The following is a 17,707-nucleotide window of genomic DNA, read 5'->3' as shown; positions in this document are numbered from 1 at the left end:
AGCAATCACCCTTTAAGGTCTAACCCGAAAAAACAAAAAAGGCCTGTCTTTCGACAGGCCTTTGGCTTTTAAGCAGTTACTGGCTTACACCAGCAATTGATTAGAAAGCGTGGCGGATACCCACTTGCACGCCAGCTTGGTTGCGGCCGGAACCGTCAGCCTTCAGGCCCACGGTGTCGCTCACACCCTTGGCAGCCAGAGCGATAGCGGAACCGTCTTGGTTCTTCAGGTAAGCCACGGTGCCGTACAGAGCAGTGCGCTTGGACAGGTTGTGCACATAGCCCAGCGACAGTTGGTGAGCCTTAGCAGGACCTTCTTGGTCGTAGTAAGCGTACTGAGCCTTCACTTCGCCCACGCCACCCACGGGAGCGGACACGCCCAGCAGGTAGTTACGGAACTTGGCGCTGGAACCAGCATCGGGCTTGTACTTGATTTGCTGAACGTTACCCACAACCTTGGCCACGCCGAAGTTGTAAGAAGCGCCGATGGACATTTCGTCACGGTCGCCAGCAGCGCCCTTCAGGTTGCCATAAGCAGCAGTCACGCTCAGGGGGCCGTTGTCATAGCCAACGTTACCACCGGCGTAGCGGCCACCCTTAGTACCAGCAACAGCCTTCTCGTCGAAAGCGTAGCTCACGTTAGCAGTGAAGCCGCTGAAGTTAGGCGAAGAGTAGGACACCATGTTGTTAGCACGGATGGTGTTGGCGTCAGCACCGAAAGCACCGCCAGCAGTCGACCAGGCCTTGAAGCCCAGGTTTTGGCCGATACCGGTAGCGCCGAACAGGTCATACTTCAGACCGGCACGGAAAGTGGGGGTGGTTTCACGACCCAGGCGAACTTCACCGAAGTTGCCGGACAGACGCACTGTGGATTCGCGCTTGAAGTTGAAGCCCGAAGCATTGCCGTCGTCACCAAAGATTTCGCCTTCCAGCCAGAAGCCAGCCTTCAGACCGCCACCCAGGTCTTCAGTACCGCGCAGGCCCAGACGGCTGGTCGCGTTACCGCTGGTGTGCACGCCGTACTTGGCGTCGTTACCGGAGGCGTTGTCCACGTAGGAAACGCCAGTGTCAACGATACCGAACAGAGTCACGGAAGATTGAGCCATTGCGGCGCCGGAAGCGGCCAGCACTGCCAGGGCGATCAGAGATTTTTTCATTACGAGTTACTCCAAGGTTTAGAAGGGCGCCGGTTCTATGGGAGAGAGACTTGAGCCTCGAGCTCCACCGGTTTCCCGCGCCAACCTCCTGGTGGGGAAGTTGGGTCTATTGCACCAGACCCCCGAGCCCAGCGCAAAGGAATTCACCCAAAACTGCTCGATTCGGCGCGTTTTCGTTGCACCACCGCAACAAACTCCGGACCGCACTAGCGGGCACACCCTTAGGGGTTTCAGCCTAGCATTGCCCCAGCGCAAGTTGCGGATGAATCACTCTGGTGTACCTTATGTGCATTGACGCCACACGGGCGCCGCACTGAGCTCTTTTCACCATGGACAAGTTTCTGACCGCTGCCGATGCAGCTCTTCGCACTCTGTTTGCCGACCCGGTTGCCTCCGAGCGTTCGCCCGCTGCAGGAATCGCCGAAGCCGATTTGAGCGATGAGCAGCGCAGGCTCTCTGCAGCCTTGATGCGCGTCAACCATGTGGGCGAGGTGTGTGCCCAGGCCCTGTACAACGCCCAGGCCATGGTCACCAAGGACATGGAGCTGCGCGAGCATCTGCTGCACGCCGCACGCGAGGAAATGGACCACCTGGCATGGACCCGGGAACGCCTGCATGCCCTGGGTGGCAGGCCTTCGCTGCTGAACCCTCTGTGGTTTGCGGGCGCTTTTGCCATCGGCACGATTGCCGCCAAGTTCAGCGATGCCGCCAGCCTGGGTTTTGTGGTCGAGACCGAAAACCAGGTCTCCGCCCACCTGGGCAGCCATCTGGGCCGCCTGCCCGAGGAGGACGAGGCGTCGCGTGCCGTGGTCGAGCGCATGAAGGATGACGAGGAACGTCATGCCGCTGCAGCGATCGATGAAGGTGCGATGCAACTGCCCCCGGTTGCCCAGGGACTGATGCGTGTGGCGGCCAAAGTCATGACGATTACCGCGCACCGCATCTGACCCATCACACGGAGGCAGGCCTTTGTTCAACAAAAAAACGGGCCTTAGCGGCCCGTTTTTTGTGATCGTGAGTGCGCCTCAGGCTTCGACGATGTCGAAACCCGTCGTGATTTCGGCGGTCTTGCCCAGCATGATGGTGGCCGAGCAGTATTTGTCGTGGCTCATGGCGATGGCACGCTCGACGGCACCGGCCGGCAGGTTCTTGCCGCTGACCGTGAACTGCATGTGGATCCTGGTGAACACCTTGGGGTCGGTCTCGGCGCGCTCGGAAGTCAGCTGCACGCTGCAGCCCTTCACATCGTGGCGACCGCGCTTGAGGATGAGCACCACGTCGTAGGCCGTGCAGCCGCCGGCGCCGGCCAGCAGCATCTCCATGGGGCGCGGAGCCTGATTGCGACCGCCGTTGGCCGGATTCTTCTCGTCCGGTGCGCCGTCCATATTGACCACATGGCCGCTGCCGGTCTCTGCCACAAAACCCATGCCCGAGCGCGTTCCGGTGGCCGCGCCTGTCCAACTAACCGTGCATTCCATTGTTTTTCCTCTCGAAACTGTTGCAATTTTGCATCAAATACATAAAAACCCGAATCTTTTGATGCACAGAAAACACAAGCCTCATACAATACAACCCAAGCGTTACCTGTGAGGTCAAACCCGCAGGCAGACTGCAGATTACTGGTTAACACCGATCTGTATCGCACCCTTTGTCTCCTCCACCTCCTCTAATGGTGGATTCAGCCCCTAGCTCTTGAGCTAGGGGCTTTTTTTCGTGCCTGCTCCCCGGGTTTCTCAGAGCAACAGCATGCACCTCTTGAGCGAGTACTGCAGCGTAGCAAGCAAGCGCCTATCATGGTCGGCTTCCATGCACCCGGCAGGCTGACTACCCTGGCTCCGGTGCTCTGCTTTCGATTTGCACCATGACTCAAGCCCTGACCCCTGCCGATTATCTGACTCGCATCCTCAATGCACGCGTCTATGACGTGGCCGTGGAGTCGGATCTGGACATTGCCAAGAATCTCAGCCGCCGCCTGCACAACAAAGTGCTTCTGAAGCGCGAGGACCAGCAGCCCGTGTTCAGCTTCAAGTTGCGCGGCGCCTATAACAAGATGGCCAATCTGACGGCCGAGCAGCTGCAAAAGGGCGTGATCTGCGCCAGCGCGGGCAACCATGCCCAGGGCACGGCGATGAGCGCCAAGAAGCTGGGCTGCCGCGCCGTGATCGTGATGCCCACCACCACGCCCCAGGTGAAGATCGATGCCGTGATCGCGCTGGGCGGCGAGGCGGTGCTGGCTGGAGAAAGTTACTCGGACGCCTACAAGCACGCCGTCAAGCTGCAAAAGTCCGAGGGTCTGACCTTTGTCCACCCCTTTGACGACCCCGATGTGATTGCCGGCCAGGGCACCATCGCCATGGAGTTGCTGCGCCAGCTGCAAAAGCTGGGCAGCCAGCGTCTGGATGCCATCTTCGTGCCCATCGGCGGCGGCGGCCTGATTGCCGGCATTGCCAACTACATCAAGGCCGTGCGCCCCGAGGTGAAGGTGATCGGCGTGCATACCAAGGACTCGAACGCCATGATGCAGTCCGTGCAGGCGGGCGAGCGTGTGGAGCTGGCCGATGTGGGCCTGTTCGCCGACGGCACGGCCGTGAAGCTGGTGGGGGCGGAAACCTTCCGCGTCACCCAGGGCCTGGTGGATGACTATGTGACCGTGGACACCGATGCCGTCTGCGCCGCCATCAAGGACATCTTCACCGACACCCGCTCCATCGTCGAGCCCTCGGGCGCCCTGGGCGTGGCAGCCATCAAGCAGTACGTGGCCAGGCACAAGACCAAGGGCGAAACCTACGCCGCCATACTGAGCGGCGCCAATATGAACTTCGACCGCCTGCGCTTCGTAGCCGAGCGTGCCGAGGTCGGCGAGGAGCGCGAAGCCCTGTTCGCCGTCACCATCCCCGAAGAGCGCGGTAGCTTCAAGCATTTCTGCGAGGTGGTGGGCAAGCTGCCCGGCGGCCCGCGCAACGTGACCGAGTTCAACTACCGCATCAGCCACGACAGCAAGGCCCATGTGTTCGTGGGCCTGACCACGCCGACCCGGGGCGAGTCCGAGAAGATCTGCAAGAACTTCCAGAAGAACGGCTTCGAGGCGCTGGACCTGACCTTTGACGAGATGGCCAAGGAGCATCTGCGCCATATGGTGGGCGGCCACTCGCCGCTGGCCCAGGACGAGCGCCTGCTGCGCTTTGTCTTCCCAGAACGTCCCGGCGCGCTGTTCAAGTTCCTGAGCCTGATGGCGCCGACCTGGAATATCTCGCTGTTCCACTACCGCAACCAGGGCGCCGACTACGGCCGCATTCTGGTGGGCATGCAGGTACCGGCCAAGGACCACAAGAAGTTCGACAGCTTCCTCAAGAACCTCGGCTACCCCTGGGTAGAGGAAACCGGCAATCCTGCGTACCAGTTGTTCCTGAAGTAAAAAACAGGAGCTACTACCGCTTTCCCAGCATGGGTTTCAGATAGAAAAGACCCTGAAATCCATGAATATCAAGCGTGATCAGCTCCTTTTTTATTCGCAACACCATGCAAGCCCTGCGCCACTATCTGCTGGCCGTCCAGTTCTTCAGCCGCATCCCCGTGGCCGGACGTCTGGCGGCCTGGGTGGGCTGGAGCCCCGAGATGCAGCGTGCCAGCGCCGCACATCTGCCTGGCGTGGGCTGGCTGGTGGGCCTGTGGGCCGCGCTGCTGCTGGGAGCCCTGCTCTGGCTGCTGCCGGCAAGTCCCTGGTCGCCGCTGGCGACGGCGCTCATCAGCACCGCCGGCACCTTGTGGCTGACCGGCGGTTTCCATGAGGACGGCCTGGCCGACGTTGCCGACGGGCTCGGCGGCCTGGTGCCAGCCGAGCGCGCGCTGGAGATCATGAAGGACTCCCGCATCGGTGCCTATGGCGTGATGGCGCTGCTCATGGCCCTGCTGACCAAGGTCGTGCTGATCGCCCTGCTGCTGTCCGTCATGCAGCCGTTCCGGGGACCGGTGCCGGTGCTCATCCTCGTGTGCTGCATTCATGTGCTGTCACGCTTTGCGCCGCTGGTGCTGATGCACAGCCTGCCCCATGTCGGCCTGGCCGCGAGCAGCAAGACCCTGCATATCGCGGGCAGACAACTGGGCTGGCAAGGGCTGCTGACCGGCGGCCTCTGGTGCCTGCCGGCACTGGGCCTGCTGGGCTGGCTCGGCGTCTGGAGCTTTGTGCCCAGCCTGCTGGCGGCCATGCTGCTCACCACCTGGCTGCTGCAGCGCTGGCTGCGCAAGCGTCTGGGCGGCATGACGGGCGACTGCCTGGGCGCCTGCCAGCAGCTCAATGAGCTGGCCCTGCTGCTGACCAGCTGCATCTATCTGCCCCAGTTGCTTTAGAACGTGTTTACGATCTCCTCGCGCCGCGACAGAGGCTTTGCGGGATAGGATGCCAGGGGGCGCCCCCCGCGCGCGATACCGCAGCCATAGCGGTGCTGTTGCGAGGATTCGCGCGGCCGGCGAGGCGACGCCGCAGACCGCCCCTGACCGGGCGCCCGCAAAGCCACTGTTCCGCAGGGTTGGAGCGAAATCGGGCGATTTCTGCGTGTTGTCTCTTGCTTGCACCCCGGTGCAAGCGGCGAGCCATCACTTCGAACTCATCCCGATTGCGCTCCAACGCGGCTGCGTAGAGATCGCAAACAAGTTCTGAGGCATGAAAACACTATGGCTGGTGCGCCACGCGCGCCCCTTGATTGACACCGAGCGCTGTTACGGCCGCCTCGATATCGCCGCCGATGCACAAGCCACCAGGCAGGCCGCACAGGACTTGCTGCGATCTCTGCGACCCCTGCATGGCCAGTTGCAGATCTGCCATTCGCCGCTGCAGAGATGCAGACAGCTGGCGTTGGATCTGCAGGCACTGGAGCCCGATTTCGCCTCCAGCGCCGACGGCAGATTGCTGGAGATGGATTTCGGCCATTGGGAAGGCATGCGCTGGAATGACATCGGCGAAGGCGCCATCAGCGCCTGGGCGAAGGATCTGGCGCTGCACGCGCCCGGCGACGGCGAATCCCTGGCAGACATGCTGCAGCGCGTTCACGAAGCGCTGCAAGACGCCGCCGCCGGCGACAGCGCACATATGGTGTGGATCTGCCACGCAGGCGTTGCGCGCTGCGCGCAATGGCTGCTGCAGCATGGCCGCCAGCTGCCGCAAAGCCATGAATGGACCTTGCCGGCGCCCGCCTATGGGCAGTGGCTGCGGCTCGAACTCAGTTGAATGACGCCATGGGCGGCCTGGGCAATTGCAGCACCGTGCTGGTCGGCCCGTTGGCGGGACCCAGTCGCGCTTCGCGCGCCGCCAGAGATTGCAGAATCACGCCCTCCTCCACGGCTTCACCCACGCGCACGGCCTTGCTGCCCTTGCCTTCCACGGCAATCACGGCGGCGCCGCCACCGGTTTCATGCCCGGCCAGAACCCCGAGCAGCGCATAGCGGCTGGCCACGGGTGCAGCCACGGCAGCGACAGGCTCGGCGACCGCTCCCAAAGCCTTGGCCATGGCCTGGGCATTGGCCTGTACCGGCTGCGCTGGCAGGACCGAGGGTAACTGCTCACTGGCGCTGCCGACGAACCGGAGTGTCCAGAAAACCAGCACCGCAGCGGCAATCGCCCAAAGCAGCAGGGTGGTGAGCTTGACCTGCATGGGGATGCCTTGACCTGGATTGAAAGATTGCGTTCGCATTCGACGATTATGATGGTGCAATACTGCATTTTTCCTACAGTTCCCAATGAGCACCAACTGCCGCCACCCGCTGTCTGCTATTCGCCACGCCGCATCGCGCGGCTTTACCCTGATCGAATTGATGGTGGTGCTGGTCATCATTGGCGTGCTGGCAGCCCTCATCGTGCCCAATGTACTGGACCGTGCCGACGATGCCCGCGTGACCGCCGCCAAGACCGATATCGCCAATATCAACCAGGCGCTCAAACTCTACCGTCTGGACAACCAGCGCTACCCCACGGCCGAACAGGGTCTGCAGGCGCTGGTGGTCAAGCCCACCACCGGACCGGCTCCGCAAAACTGGAAGCCCTATCTGGAAAAGCTGCCCAACGATCCCTGGGGCAATCCCTATCAATACCTGAACCCCGGCGTGAAGGGCCCCATCGACATCATGTCCCTGGGCGCTGACGGCAAGGCCGGCGGCGAAGGCAAGGATGCGGATATCGGCTCCTGGCAATAGCAATGAGCCCCCACGAGAGCATCGACCCCACGCTCCCTCACTGCGTGTGATCGCTGCCCCCAAGGGGCCCTGACCGGCTAAAGCCGAGTTTCGCCTTGGGGCTGCCCGGCAGCGAAACGTCCTCCGTCTAATCCGCTTCACATCAGCAATTCGGCCGCTCACTCCTTCATGGCTCACCTCAAACACGCCGGATTTACCTTGCTGGAGTTGCTGGTGGTGATTTCCATCATGGCGCTGGCAACGGCCGGCGTGAGCCTGGCCATCCGCGACAGCGGCGAGCAGCAGCTCGAGCGCGAAGCCCAGCGCCTGGCCACGCTGCTGGAGTCGGCCCGCGCCCAGGCCCGCACCAATGGCACGCTGGTGGTCTGGCGTCCGCTGCCGCAAGGCTTTCGCTTCGAAGGCCTGCCGGCCAACGTCAAGATGCCCACGCAATGGCTGCAGACAGCCGTGCTGGTGCAACCCGCCACGCCCGTGGTGCTGGGGCCTGAGCCGCTGATTCCAAGGCAGAGCATCACGCTGTCGCTGCCTGGCAGCAACTCGGCGCCGCTGCAACTGGCCACCGACGGGCTGCGCCCTTTCAGCATTCAAAGCCCGCAGGTGGCGCCATGAACCCCGCCCTGCAGCAACGCGGCTTCACGCTGATCGAGGTACTGGTCGCGGTCGGCATTGTCGGCGTCACCCTGCTGGCCGGCCTTCAGGCCAGCAGCGCGCTGACGCGCAATGCCCAGCGCCAGTCCGACGTCATCCTGGCCCAGCTCTGCGCGCAAAACGAGCTGGTGCGACTGCGGCTGTTCAATCAGATGCCGGCAGTCGGCGACTCCACCATCAACTGCCAGCAGGCCGGCAGACAGATGCAGGTACAGCTCAGCGTTCGCCCCACGCCCAATCCCAGCTTCAGGCGCGTGGATGCCCAGGTGTTTTCCGAAGCGGCTGCGGTGCTGCGCGTCTCCACCATCGTCGGTCGCTACTGAATCATGAGCAGCATGCGCAACAGAAACAAGGGTTTCACGCTGATCGAGCTGCTGGTCGCCCTGGCCGCCATGGCCCTGCTGTCCATCATGAGCTGGCGCGGCATCGACGGCATGCTGCGCGCGCAGGAGGTGACGCGCGAGCAGGGCGAGCAGCACGCTGTCATGCAGACCGTGCTGGCCCAGTGGAATGCCGACCTCAACGCACTGATGCCGCTGCAGGGGCGCCAGGTACTGGACTGGGATGGCCAGGTGCTGCGCCTGACGCGCAAGACCAGCGCCGCCGTCGACAACGGGGCGCTCGTCGTGGCCTGGAGCCGGCGCAATGTGGACGGCCGCTCACAATGGGTGCGCTGGCAATCGCTGCCCGCACGCACGGTCAGCGAATGGAACGATGCCTGGAACCAGGCAGGCCAATGGGGCCGCAATCCCTCCAGCGACCAGATGCGCCGCGAAACCGTGCTGATACCGCTCGATCTCTGGCGTGTCTACTACTACCGCAGCAACGCCTGGACCAACCCGCAATCCAGCGATCAGGGCGGCGATGACGGCAGCAGCGTTGGCCGCGACGGCAATCCCGTGCTGCCCACGGTGCCCGACGGCATACGCATCGAGCTGACCCTGCCGCCCGGCCGCGCGCTCAACGGCGTGATGACGGTGGACTGGGTCAACCCGCTGCGCTCCAACTCAAGATCATGAAATCTTCCCTGAGTCGCTTCGCGCCTTCCCCCCAGGGGGACAAGCCCATCGCTGCGGGGCGGCCCTTGCTCGGGGTTTGCGGCTTGGGGCGCACGCGCCAGCGCGGTGCAGCGCTGCTGGCGGCCATGCTGACCGTGGTGCTGGTCGCCACCCTGGCCTCGGCCGCACTCTGGCAGCAATGGCGCGATGTGGAAATCGAGACCGCCGAACGCAATCGCGTGCAGGCCAACTGGTTGCTGCTGGGCGCGCTGGACTGGTCGCGCGTGGTGCTGCAGGAGGACTCGCGTGCCAACCGCAGCAACCCGGTCGATCATCTGGGCGAGCCCTGGGCCGTGCCGCTGCAGGAAGCGCGCCTGTCCACATTCCTGGCCGCAAAGAACAATGTCAGCCAGGTGGACGACGGTCTTGCCGACGTGCAGGACGCCTTTCTGTCGGGCGAGATCGTGGATCTGCAGTCGCGCCTGAATCTGCGCAATCTGCTCAGCGGTGCCGATTCGAGCGTGAAGGAGGAAAACCTCAAGCCTTTTCTGCGCCTGTTCGAGCGCCTGGGCCTGCCCGGCAGCTCCGCCATGCAGATCGCCACGGCCTTGCAGCAAGCCATGCGCGGCAAGAGCCAGGCTGCGCCGCTGATGCCGCGCACGGTCGGGCAGCTGGGCTGGCTGGGCGTCGATCCGCGCATCATCGCGCGCATCGAGCCCTATGTGTCGCTGCTGCCCGAGCGCACCCTGGTCAATATCAACACCGCCAGCGCCGAGGTCATCTGGGCCAGCACCGAGGATCTGGACTGGGCTCGCGCCAACCAGCTGGTGCAGTTGCGCGACGCCTCACCTTTCAAGTCCCTGAGTGCCGCAGCGGCGGCCATAGGACTGACCGGCGTCTTCAACAGTGCCACGCACTCCGTGACCACCGGCTATTTCGAAGCCCGTGGCCGCCTTCGCCTCGGGGACAACGTCCTGAGCCAGCGCTCACTGATTCAGCGCAAGGACATGAGCGTCAACACCTTGTGGCAGGAGCATGCCGACTGGGGGATGCCCTCGGTTGCCAGACACTGACACCCCGATGTCACACTGACCCCATAGAATGCTCCATCTTCCCTCATGAGCACATTGCTAATACAGCTGTCGGCGAAGCCCGCCAACTTCGCCACGGAATATCTCTACGTCCTCAGCGATGATGGTCAAAGCGTTCAGCGCAGCGGCCAGGCTGCGGTGTCTCTGCTGCCGGCCACGGGCCGCACCACCCAGGTCACCGCCGTCATCCCGGCCGCTCAGCTGTCCTGGCACAGCGTCACCCTGCCCCCGGGCCTGAACGTCCAAGGCCGGCGCCAGCAGCGCCTGCGCGCCGTGCTTGAAGGTCTGCTGGAGGAAAGGCTGCTCGACGAGCCGTCCACCATGCATCTGGCACTGGACGCCGGCTCCGCCGCAGGCCAGACCTGCTGGGTGGCAGCCTGCGACAAGAGCTGGCTGCAATCCCATCTGCAGGCGCTGGAACACCAGGGCCATGCCGTCAGCCGCCTGGTGCCCGAGCAGTGGCCCAGCAGCCATCCGCAGCTGTTGCTGTCGGGCGACAGCCTGCAGCCCCAGCTCAGCGCCACCGGACTGGATGCACAGGCCGGGCTCGCAATCCTTCCTCAGCACGCGGATCCCATCGTGCTGCAATCCCTGCTGGCGCGCCTGCCCGAGCAGCTGCCGGTGCTGGCCGAGCCCCATCTGGCCCGCAGCGCGGAAGCGCTGCAGCGCCCGGTCAGCATCTTCACCGCCGCCCAGCGACTGCTGCAAAGCCATGGCTATGCCGGCGACCTGGCCCAGTTCGATCTGGACCTGGGCGGCAGCACCCGCGCCAAGCGGCGCCTGCTCGATGCCTGGCACGGCTTTGCCAAGGCCCCGCAATGGCGCGCCGCGCGCTGGGCTGCAGGCATTGCAGTCGCCGCCCAGCTGGTCGGGCTCAACGCCTGGGCCTTCAAGGAAAACCGCGCCATCGCACTGCGCCAGCAGCAGGCCAAGCAGGTGCTGCAGACTGCCTTCCCGCATGTGCCCGTGGTCATCGATGCCCCGGTACAGATGCAGCGCGAACTGGATCTGCTGCGCAGCAACTCCGGCACCCTGTCCGCCGGTGATCTCGAAGCACTGCTGGCCGCCAGTGCCGGCATCCAGGGCGTGCAGAACGCCAAGAGCCTGCAATACCAGGACAGGCAGCTGCGCATCTCGGGGCTGGACCTGAGCCCCGAAGCGCTGAGCGACGCGCAGCAAAGCCTGCAGGCCAACGGCTATCTGCTGCGGCGCGAAGAGGCGGAGCTGGTTCTCACTGCAAAGGCTCAGCCATGAAGCAGAAAAATGCCTTGAAAACCGCGCTGGCGCCGCTGCTCCAGCGCTGGAGCACCCTGGCTCAGCGCGAACAGAATCTGTTGCTGCTCGCCGCCAGCGTGGTGCTGCTGGCCCTGCTCTGGTGGGTGGCACTGGCACCGGCGCTGCACAGCCTGCGCACGGCCCCGGCACGCCATGCGGCAGCGGAGCTAGAACTGCAGAACATGCTGCAGATGCAGGCCCAGGCCGAGCTGCTGCGTCAGCAGCCGCAAGGCAATAGCGCCGATGCACGCTCTCAGCTGGAGCAGTCGCTCAAGACCGAGCTGGGCAACAGCGCCCGGCTGCAGTGGCTGGGCAACCGCGCCCAGGTCAGCCTGACCCAGACCGCCGCGCCGGCCCTGGCCCGATGGCTGGCCCAGGTGCGCGACAACAGCCATGCTTCGGTGGCCGAGATGAAGCTCAACCGCACCCTCGGTGAAACCGCCGACGACGCGGCCATCACCCGCTGGAGCGGCACTCTGCTGCTCGACCTGCCCGGCAACGCGGGCGGGCAGAACTGAATCCAGGCCATGAAACTGTCCCGGTCACGCCCCGCCAGCCAAGCCCTGCGCAGACCACGCGAGGCGGGCGATCCGCGTTCGCCGCGCCGCTGGGCAGTGGGCGGTGCCTTGCTGGGCGCTCTGCTGACGCTGCTGGTCCAGGCTCCGGCAGCCTGGCTGGCGGCCGGCGTGCAATCGGTCACGGACAACCAGGTACTGCTGCAGGAGCCGCGCGGCACGCTCTGGCGTGGCTCGGCCCGACTGGTGCTGACCGGCGGCAAGGACAGCCAGGACCAGAGCAGCTTGCCTACGCGCCTGAACTGGACACTGCGACCCAGCCTGAGCGGCGCCAGCATCAGCCTGCAAAGCGATTGCTGCACCAGCACCCCGATGCTGGCGCAGCTGCAGCCGGGCTGGAACGCCATGACGGTGCGCTTCAAGGACAGCGTTCTGCAACTGCCCGCCGACATGCTGGCCGGCCTTGGCACGCCCTGGAACACCGTGGCCCTGCAGGGCCAGTTGCGCCTGTCCACCGTCGGGCTGACACTGCAATATCGCGCCGGTCGGGCTACCAGCCAGGGCCTGACGCGGCTGGAAGCATTGGCCGTATCGTCCAGACTGTCGTCGCTCAGGCCCCTGGGCAGCTATCGTCTCGACATCCAGGGCGGAGACAATGCCCAGCTGAATCTGACCACGCTGGGCGGCGACCTGCAGCTCAGCGGCCAGGGCCAGTGGGTGGGCTCGCGCCTGCACTTCAGGGGCGAAGCCTCTGCCAGCCCCGAGCGCGAAGCCGCTCTGTCGAATTTGCTCAATATCTTGGGGCGCCGCCAGGGTGCGCGCTCCATCATCACCTTTGGTTGACCCATGACTCAGCATTCACGCACCGCCTGGCAAAACACACTGCATTCGATAGCTGTTGCCTCGCTTGCCGTCTGCATTTCAGCACCAATTCATGCTCAAACCCAGAGCGGACAAGCGAATGCCACTCCTAGTCTGCGACCAGGCGAACCGGTCACGCTGAACTTCACCAATGCCGACATCGAAGCCGTGTCGCGCGCCATGGCCGCCATCACCAATCGCAATGTGGTGGTGGATCCGCGCGTCAAGGGCCAGATCACGCTGCTGACCGACAAGGCCGTCTCGCCGGCCACGGCCTACCAGCAATATCTGGCGGCGCTGCGCATGCAGGGCTTCACGGTGACGGAGTCGGCGGGTCTGTTCAAGGTGATTCCCGAGGCCGATGCCAAGCTGCAGGCCAGCGAGGTCGCCATCGGCCAGGGCGCACGCGGCAGCCAGGGCGGCGGACAGATCGTCACGCAGATCTTCAAGCTCAACTACGAGAACGCCAACAATCTGGTGCCCGTGCTGCGGCCGCTGATCAGCCCCAACAACACCATCAATGTCAACCCCGGCAACAACTCGCTGATCATCACCGACTACGCGGACAATCTGCAGCGCATCTCGCGCATCATCGCCAGCACCGATGTCTCCAACGCCACCGATGTGGAAGTCATCTCGCTGCGCCATGCCGTGGCTGCCGACATGGTGGCTCTGGTCAATCGCCTGATGGAGGGTGGCTCGGCCACCGCCGGCGGCGTGGTCCAGGCCGGAGCCGGCGCGGCCGCTGGCCAGGCGGATACCAGTTTCCGCACCTCGATACTGGCCGAGCCGCGCAGCAACTCGGTACTGGTCCGCGCCGCCAACCCCGCCAAGCTGTCGCAGATCCGCTCGCTGATCGCGCGACTGGACCAGCCTGCCATGACGGGCAATGGCGACGACGGCAACATCCATGTGGTGTATCTCAAGAACGCCGACGCGGTGTCCCTGGCCGCCACGCTGCGCGCCGCCATCAACGCCCAGACCAGCGCCAGCACCACCCTGGGCGGCCAGCAGGGCATGACGGCAGCGGCCGCCGGCTCAAACACGAATGCTGCCACCAGCGCCCAGCCCGTGATTTCCCGCGGCACGGACGGCAGTGCCACCGTGGGCCTGGGCGGCGGCAACAGCGGCCCCAGCTCTCGCTTCGGCACCGCCCAGCAACCGTCCACGGGCGGCATGATCCAGGCCGACCCCACGACCAACTCGCTGATCATCACGGCCCCCGGCCCGCTGTACCGCCAGTTGCGCACCGTCATCGACAAGCTCGACGGCCGCCGCGCCCAGGTGCTGATCGAAGCGCTGATCGTCGAAGTCTCCGCGGACAAGGCCGCCCAGCTGGGCGTGCAGTGGAGCTCGGTGATCCGCAACAACGGCCGCGTGCTGGGCGTGCTCGGCAACGGCACCTCCATCAGCGGCATCTCCAACATCTTCGGCCTGTCGGGTGCCGTGGGCAATCTGGTCAACGGCACGGCCCTCACCGACAGCCAGGCCTCGGCCATCGGCAGCATGAAGGGCATGAACCTGGGCTTCACCCAGAGCGTCAACGGCAACACCAGCCTGGGTGCCCTGGTCAATCTGATGCAGGGCGACGGCGACACGAATATTCTGTCCACGCCCAATCTGATGACGCTGGACAACGAGGAAGCCAGCATCATGGTGGGCGAGAATGTCCCCTTCCCCACGGGCTCCTACACCAACACAGCAGGCACCTCGGGCTCGGTCAATCCGTTCACCACCTATGAGCGCAAGGACGTGGGTACGCTGCTCAAGATTCGTCCGCAGATCAACGAGAACGGCACCATCAAGATGGCCGTCTACCAGGAGAACTCTGCGGTCAAGCAGGGAACGGCGAATGCACAGTCCGGCGCCACTACCACCAAGCGCTCCATCGAGTCGAATGTGCTGGTCGAGGACGGCGCCATCGTGGTGCTGGGCGGCCTGATTGCCGACGAATACAGCCAGAGCCAGGAGCGCGTGCCGCTGCTGGGCGACATTCCCCTGCTGGGCAATCTGTTCCGCAACACCAGCCGCGCGCGCAAGAAGACCAATCTGATGGTGTTTCTGCGCCCCACCGTGCTGCGTGACGCCAACTCCACCAGCCAGCTCTCGCAGGACCGCTATGAGTCGATTCGCGGCATGCAGCAAACCGTGCAGCCCGACCCCAATCTGCTGATGCGCAATGTCAATGCCGCGCCTTTGCTGCCCGCCTCCAGCGGCGCCGCGCCGGCTCGCGCGGCCAATGTGCTCATCGTGCCCGGCGCCAAGCCCGAGATCGTGGATTTCACGCGTCCCGGCCAGCCGACGGTGGACGGCCAGCCAGTGACCGTGACGCCTGTGACGCCCGCCACCCTGCCTGCGGGCACCCTGTAAGCGAAGGCCACGCATGCGCTATCCACTGCCTTATGGCTTTGCCCGCAGCAGCCAGCTGCTGATCGAGGATGACGGCCAGGAACCCGTGCTCTGGCATGGTCCGCAGCCCGACTGGGCGGCCATCTCCGAAGTGCAGCGCAAACACGCGGTGCAGCGTTGGCAGTTACTGGACAGCGGCGCACTGGCCCACCGCATCAGCGCGGCCTATGCGCAAAGCGACTCCAGCGCCGCCATGGTAGTCAGCGAGGTCGAGTCCGATGCCGATCTGACACGCATGATGCAGGACCTGCCAGCCGTGGAAGACTTGCTGGAAACCGCCGACGACGCGCCCATCATCCGCATGCTCAACGCTCTGCTCACGCAGGCGGCGCGCGACGGCGCGTCGGACATCCACATCGAACCCTACGAGCGCCATTCCAGCGTGCGCTTTCGCGTGGACGGCGATCTGCGCGAGGTGGTACAGCCCAACCGAGCCCTGCACGCCGCCCTGATCAGCCGCCTGAAGATCATGGCCGACCTGGACATTGCCGAGAAGCGTCTGCCCCAGGACGGGCGCATCAGCCTGCGCCTGGGCACGCGCGCCATTGACGTGCGCGTCTCCACCCTGCCCAGTGCCCACGGCGAGCGCGCCGTGCTGCGTCTGCTGGACAAGAGCGAGAGCAAGCTCAGCCTGGAAGCCGTGGGCATGGGCGGCGAGACGCTCAGGCGCTTCACCCATCTCACGGCGCAGCCGCACGGCATCGTGCTGGTCACCGGCCCCACGGGCTCGGGCAAGACCACCACGCTCTATGCCGCTCTGCAGCGCATGGATGCCAGCCACAGCAACATCATGACGGTGGAAGACCCCATCGAATATGAGCTTGCCGGCGTGGGCCAGACCCAGGTCAATGCCAAGATCGAGCTGACCTTTGCCAAGGCCTTGCGCGCCCTGCTGCGTCAGGACCCGGACGTGATCATGATCGGCGAAATCCGCGACTTCGAAACCGCGCAGATCGCCATCCAGGCTTCGCTCACCGGCCACCTGGTGCTGGCCACGCTGCACACCAATGACGCGCCCAGCGCCGTCACCCGCCTGATCGACATGGGAGTCGAGCCTTTTCTGCTGTCGTCCTCGCTGCTGGGAGTGCTGGCACAGCGCCTGGTGCGCAAGGTCGACCTGAGCGAGCCCAGTGGCTACCGGGGCCGGACCGGCATCTTCGAGCTGCTGGCGGTGGACGACGCCATTCGCGCCCAGATCCATCGCGGCGCCAGCGAGGCCGAGATCCGCGAGACCGCCATGGCGGCAGGCATGCAGCTGATGCGCGAGGATGGCGAACGCCTGGTGCGCGAAGGCATCACCACCCAGGCCGAGGTCATGCGCGTCACGCGGGACTGAGCAGCCCCGAGCTCACTCGCGCCAGCGCAGCATGGCCGGGCCCGTGAGCAGCACGCGCACGAAATCGGCCTGCCGCCCCACCCCCACCTTGACCGCCGCCGATTTGAACTGCGAACGCGCGGTATGGATGGACAGGCCCTGTCTCTCGGCGAACTCCTGCAGGGTCCAGCCATTGATCAGCGCCTGGGCCAGCTGAGCCTCCGCCAGCGTGAGCCGGTACAGATTGCGCAGCAACTCCTGCAGCGCGGGAATGCTCAGCGCCGGATCGCTGATCAGCAGCATGGCGGCACTGCGTTCGCCATAGGGACTGCTGTGCACGGGCAGCGGCGACACCATGACCTGCAACTGCTGTCCGGCCAGCCCCGTGAAGCGGCTGGCCCGGCCGTGGTGCTGCCCCTTGCCCAGCCCTGTGGCGACACAGTCCCGCATGGCTTTCTGCAACCAGCGCTGGTCTGCGGCATTGGTGGCATGCAGGCTCTCGTCGGCCCTGCGATACATCAGCTGACTCTGCTCCATCAGGCGCAACGCCCGGCTGCTGGCATGCATCACCGTCGCACGTTCATCCAGAAGAACCACACCCACCGGCAGATCCTCCAGCACGGACAGTGATGCGTTGAGCAATGCCTGGGTACGGTACAGGCGTCGGTGCATCGCAAACGCGGTCTGCAGATGCGGCATGAGCTGCTGCACAAGGCCCAGCTCTTCGGCGCTGTAGGCGCCCACCGCATGCGGCCTGACCACAGTGATGTTGAACGAGCGGTCGTGCTGGTTGTCGACCACGGCCGCGCAGGAATAGAACAGATCCTGAGGCTGCAGCCAGTCGCCATACCATTCGGTACCCGGCAGGCTCCGGTCGGGAAACAGGGTGGAGGAATTCACCACCGTGCCCGGCCTGTGCAGGCTCTGGTCCTGCAGCCAGACATTGCACTGGCAGTAGTGCGCGGCAAAGCTTTCGAGTTCGGCGGCGGCAAAGCCCTGGCTGGTGCCGAAAGTGCCGAAGCCCCCGTCCAGATCCACCGTCCGCTGCGCGAAATCGTTGGCCCAGATCACGCTGGCTGGCGAACGCAGGGCCGCACCGAACAAGGCCAGAAAGCCCTGCCAGCGCGCCGGCTCCAGTGCCGACTCGTAGATGGCCGCTATCAATGCAGGAACCCGATCCTGCAACATCAAAGGCAGATGCGCTACCGCCATAGAGCCCCCTTCCAAGGCTCGCCACAGCAAGCGCCAGATGG

At 64.7% G+C, this 17,707-nt stretch carries 18 protein-coding genes; 14 read left to right on the top strand and 4 right to left on the bottom strand.

All coding sequences use genetic code 11. From position 1 onward, the window contains the following. Nucleotides 1–100: 100 nt before the first annotated feature. On the bottom strand, nucleotides 101–1,156 hold the full coding sequence (locus tag FSY59_RS05590) for a porin (RefSeq protein WP_019043011.1): 1,056 nt from the start codon (nucleotides 1,154–1,156) through the stop codon (nucleotides 101–103). A gap of 329 nt (nucleotides 1,157–1,485) precedes the next feature. Between FSY59_RS05590 and coq7 the strand changes: the two genes are divergently transcribed. After that, on the top strand, nucleotides 1,486–2,103 hold the full coding sequence (gene coq7, locus FSY59_RS05585) for a 2-polyprenyl-3-methyl-6-methoxy-1,4-benzoquinone monooxygenase (protein ID WP_019043010.1): 618 nt from the start codon (nucleotides 1,486–1,488) through the stop codon (nucleotides 2,101–2,103). Between the two features lie 78 nt (nucleotides 2,104–2,181). On the opposite strand, the gene FSY59_RS05580 is transcribed toward coq7, so the two are convergent. Next, nucleotides 2,182–2,634: an OsmC family protein gene (locus FSY59_RS05580; protein WP_019043009.1), complete on the bottom strand. Its 453-nt coding sequence runs from the start codon at nucleotides 2,632–2,634 to the stop codon at nucleotides 2,182–2,184. Between the two features lie 383 nt (nucleotides 2,635–3,017). On the opposite strand from FSY59_RS05580, the gene ilvA reads away from it, so the two are divergent. The 3 genes from ilvA to FSY59_RS05565 all read left to right on the top strand — a co-directional run bounded on the left by ilvA (nucleotide 3,018) and on the right by FSY59_RS05565 (nucleotide 6,380). Then, nucleotides 3,018–4,571, top strand: a complete 1,554-nt coding sequence (gene ilvA, locus FSY59_RS05575; protein WP_019043008.1) for a threonine ammonia-lyase, biosynthetic — start codon at nucleotides 3,018–3,020, stop codon at nucleotides 4,569–4,571. Nucleotides 4,572–4,675: 104 nt separating this feature from the next. Continuing rightward, complete coding sequence (locus FSY59_RS05570) at nucleotides 4,676–5,503, top strand: adenosylcobinamide-GDP ribazoletransferase (RefSeq protein ID WP_148728803.1); 828 nt, start codon at nucleotides 4,676–4,678, stop codon at nucleotides 5,501–5,503. A 313-nt stretch (nucleotides 5,504–5,816) separates the two neighbouring features. Continuing rightward, entirely contained in the window at nucleotides 5,817–6,380 is a 564-nt protein-coding gene (locus tag FSY59_RS05565; protein WP_148728647.1) for a histidine phosphatase family protein, read from the top strand. Here FSY59_RS05565 and FSY59_RS05560 read toward each other — a convergent pair. Beyond that, a complete protein-coding gene (locus FSY59_RS05560; RefSeq protein ID WP_043370850.1) occupies nucleotides 6,373–6,843 on the bottom strand; it encodes a general secretion pathway protein GspC in 471 nt (156 codons plus the stop codon). The genes FSY59_RS05565 and FSY59_RS05560 overlap by 8 nt on opposite strands. A 46-nt stretch (nucleotides 6,844–6,889) precedes the next feature. On the opposite strand from FSY59_RS05560, the gene gspG reads away from it, so the two are divergent. The 10 genes from gspG to FSY59_RS05510 all read left to right on the top strand — a co-directional run bounded on the left by gspG (nucleotide 6,890) and on the right by FSY59_RS05510 (nucleotide 16,475). Then, on the top strand, nucleotides 6,890–7,342 hold the full coding sequence (gspG, locus tag FSY59_RS05555; RefSeq protein WP_043003586.1) for a type II secretion system major pseudopilin GspG: 453 nt from the start codon (nucleotides 6,890–6,892) through the stop codon (nucleotides 7,340–7,342). 168 nt (nucleotides 7,343–7,510) lie between these two features. Continuing rightward, the gene (locus FSY59_RS05550) at nucleotides 7,511–7,951 is read left to right on the top strand and encodes a prepilin-type N-terminal cleavage/methylation domain-containing protein (protein ID WP_043370849.1); all 441 of its coding nucleotides are present in this window, start codon (nucleotides 7,511–7,513) and stop codon (nucleotides 7,949–7,951) included. After that, nucleotides 7,948–8,313 carry a type II secretion system minor pseudopilin GspI gene (gene gspI, locus FSY59_RS05545; RefSeq protein ID WP_019042762.1) on the top strand — a complete coding sequence of 122 codons (366 nt, stop codon included), beginning with the start codon at nucleotides 7,948–7,950 and terminating at the stop codon, nucleotides 8,311–8,313. The genes FSY59_RS05550 and gspI overlap by 4 nt, the downstream gene beginning before the upstream one ends. Before the next feature lie 3 nt (nucleotides 8,314–8,316). Beyond that, the gene (locus FSY59_RS05540) at nucleotides 8,317–9,009 is read left to right on the top strand and encodes a type II secretion system protein J (protein WP_148728646.1); all 693 of its coding nucleotides are present in this window, start codon (nucleotides 8,317–8,319) and stop codon (nucleotides 9,007–9,009) included. Next, nucleotides 9,006–10,061, top strand: coding sequence for a type II secretion system minor pseudopilin GspK (gspK, locus tag FSY59_RS05535; protein WP_255439183.1), 1,056 nt, complete (start codon nucleotides 9,006–9,008; stop codon nucleotides 10,059–10,061). Before FSY59_RS05540 ends, gspK begins: the two co-directional genes overlap by 4 nt. Nucleotides 10,062–10,106: 45 nt before the next feature. Then, nucleotides 10,107–11,333, top strand: a complete 1,227-nt coding sequence (gene gspL, locus FSY59_RS05530) for a type II secretion system protein GspL (RefSeq protein WP_019042759.1) — start codon at nucleotides 10,107–10,109, stop codon at nucleotides 11,331–11,333. Next, nucleotides 11,330–11,872: a type II secretion system protein GspM gene (gene gspM, locus FSY59_RS05525; protein ID WP_043370846.1), complete on the top strand. Its 543-nt coding sequence runs from the start codon at nucleotides 11,330–11,332 to the stop codon at nucleotides 11,870–11,872. Before gspL ends, gspM begins: the two co-directional genes overlap by 4 nt. 9 nt (nucleotides 11,873–11,881) lie before the next feature. After that, complete coding sequence (gene gspN / locus FSY59_RS05520; RefSeq protein ID WP_019042757.1) at nucleotides 11,882–12,712, top strand: type II secretion system protein N; 831 nt, start codon at nucleotides 11,882–11,884, stop codon at nucleotides 12,710–12,712. Between the two features lie 3 nt (nucleotides 12,713–12,715). Then, nucleotides 12,716–15,100 carry a type II secretion system secretin GspD gene (gspD, locus tag FSY59_RS05515; RefSeq protein ID WP_187427897.1) on the top strand — a complete coding sequence of 795 codons (2,385 nt, stop codon included), beginning with the start codon at nucleotides 12,716–12,718 and terminating at the stop codon, nucleotides 15,098–15,100. A 13-nt stretch (nucleotides 15,101–15,113) separates the two neighbouring features. Beyond that, on the top strand, nucleotides 15,114–16,475 hold the full coding sequence (locus FSY59_RS05510) for a GspE/PulE family protein (protein WP_043370842.1): 1,362 nt from the start codon (nucleotides 15,114–15,116) through the stop codon (nucleotides 16,473–16,475). A gap of 12 nt (nucleotides 16,476–16,487) precedes the next feature. Here the strand turns inward: FSY59_RS05510 and FSY59_RS05505 are convergent, their stop codons facing one another. After that, nucleotides 16,488–17,666 (bottom strand): helix-turn-helix transcriptional regulator, encoded by a 1,179-nt coding sequence (locus FSY59_RS05505; RefSeq protein WP_050871730.1) that lies wholly within the window; start codon nucleotides 17,664–17,666, stop codon nucleotides 16,488–16,490. Nucleotides 17,667–17,707 lie beyond the last annotated feature (41 nt).

The organism is Comamonas sp. Z3 (assembly GCF_008121565.1).
Classification (GTDB): domain Bacteria; phylum Pseudomonadota; class Gammaproteobacteria; order Burkholderiales; family Burkholderiaceae_C; genus Comamonas; species Comamonas brasiliensis.
The sequence above is the reverse complement of the archived record's forward strand: the minus strand, read 5'-3'. Positions and strand labels throughout refer to the sequence as shown.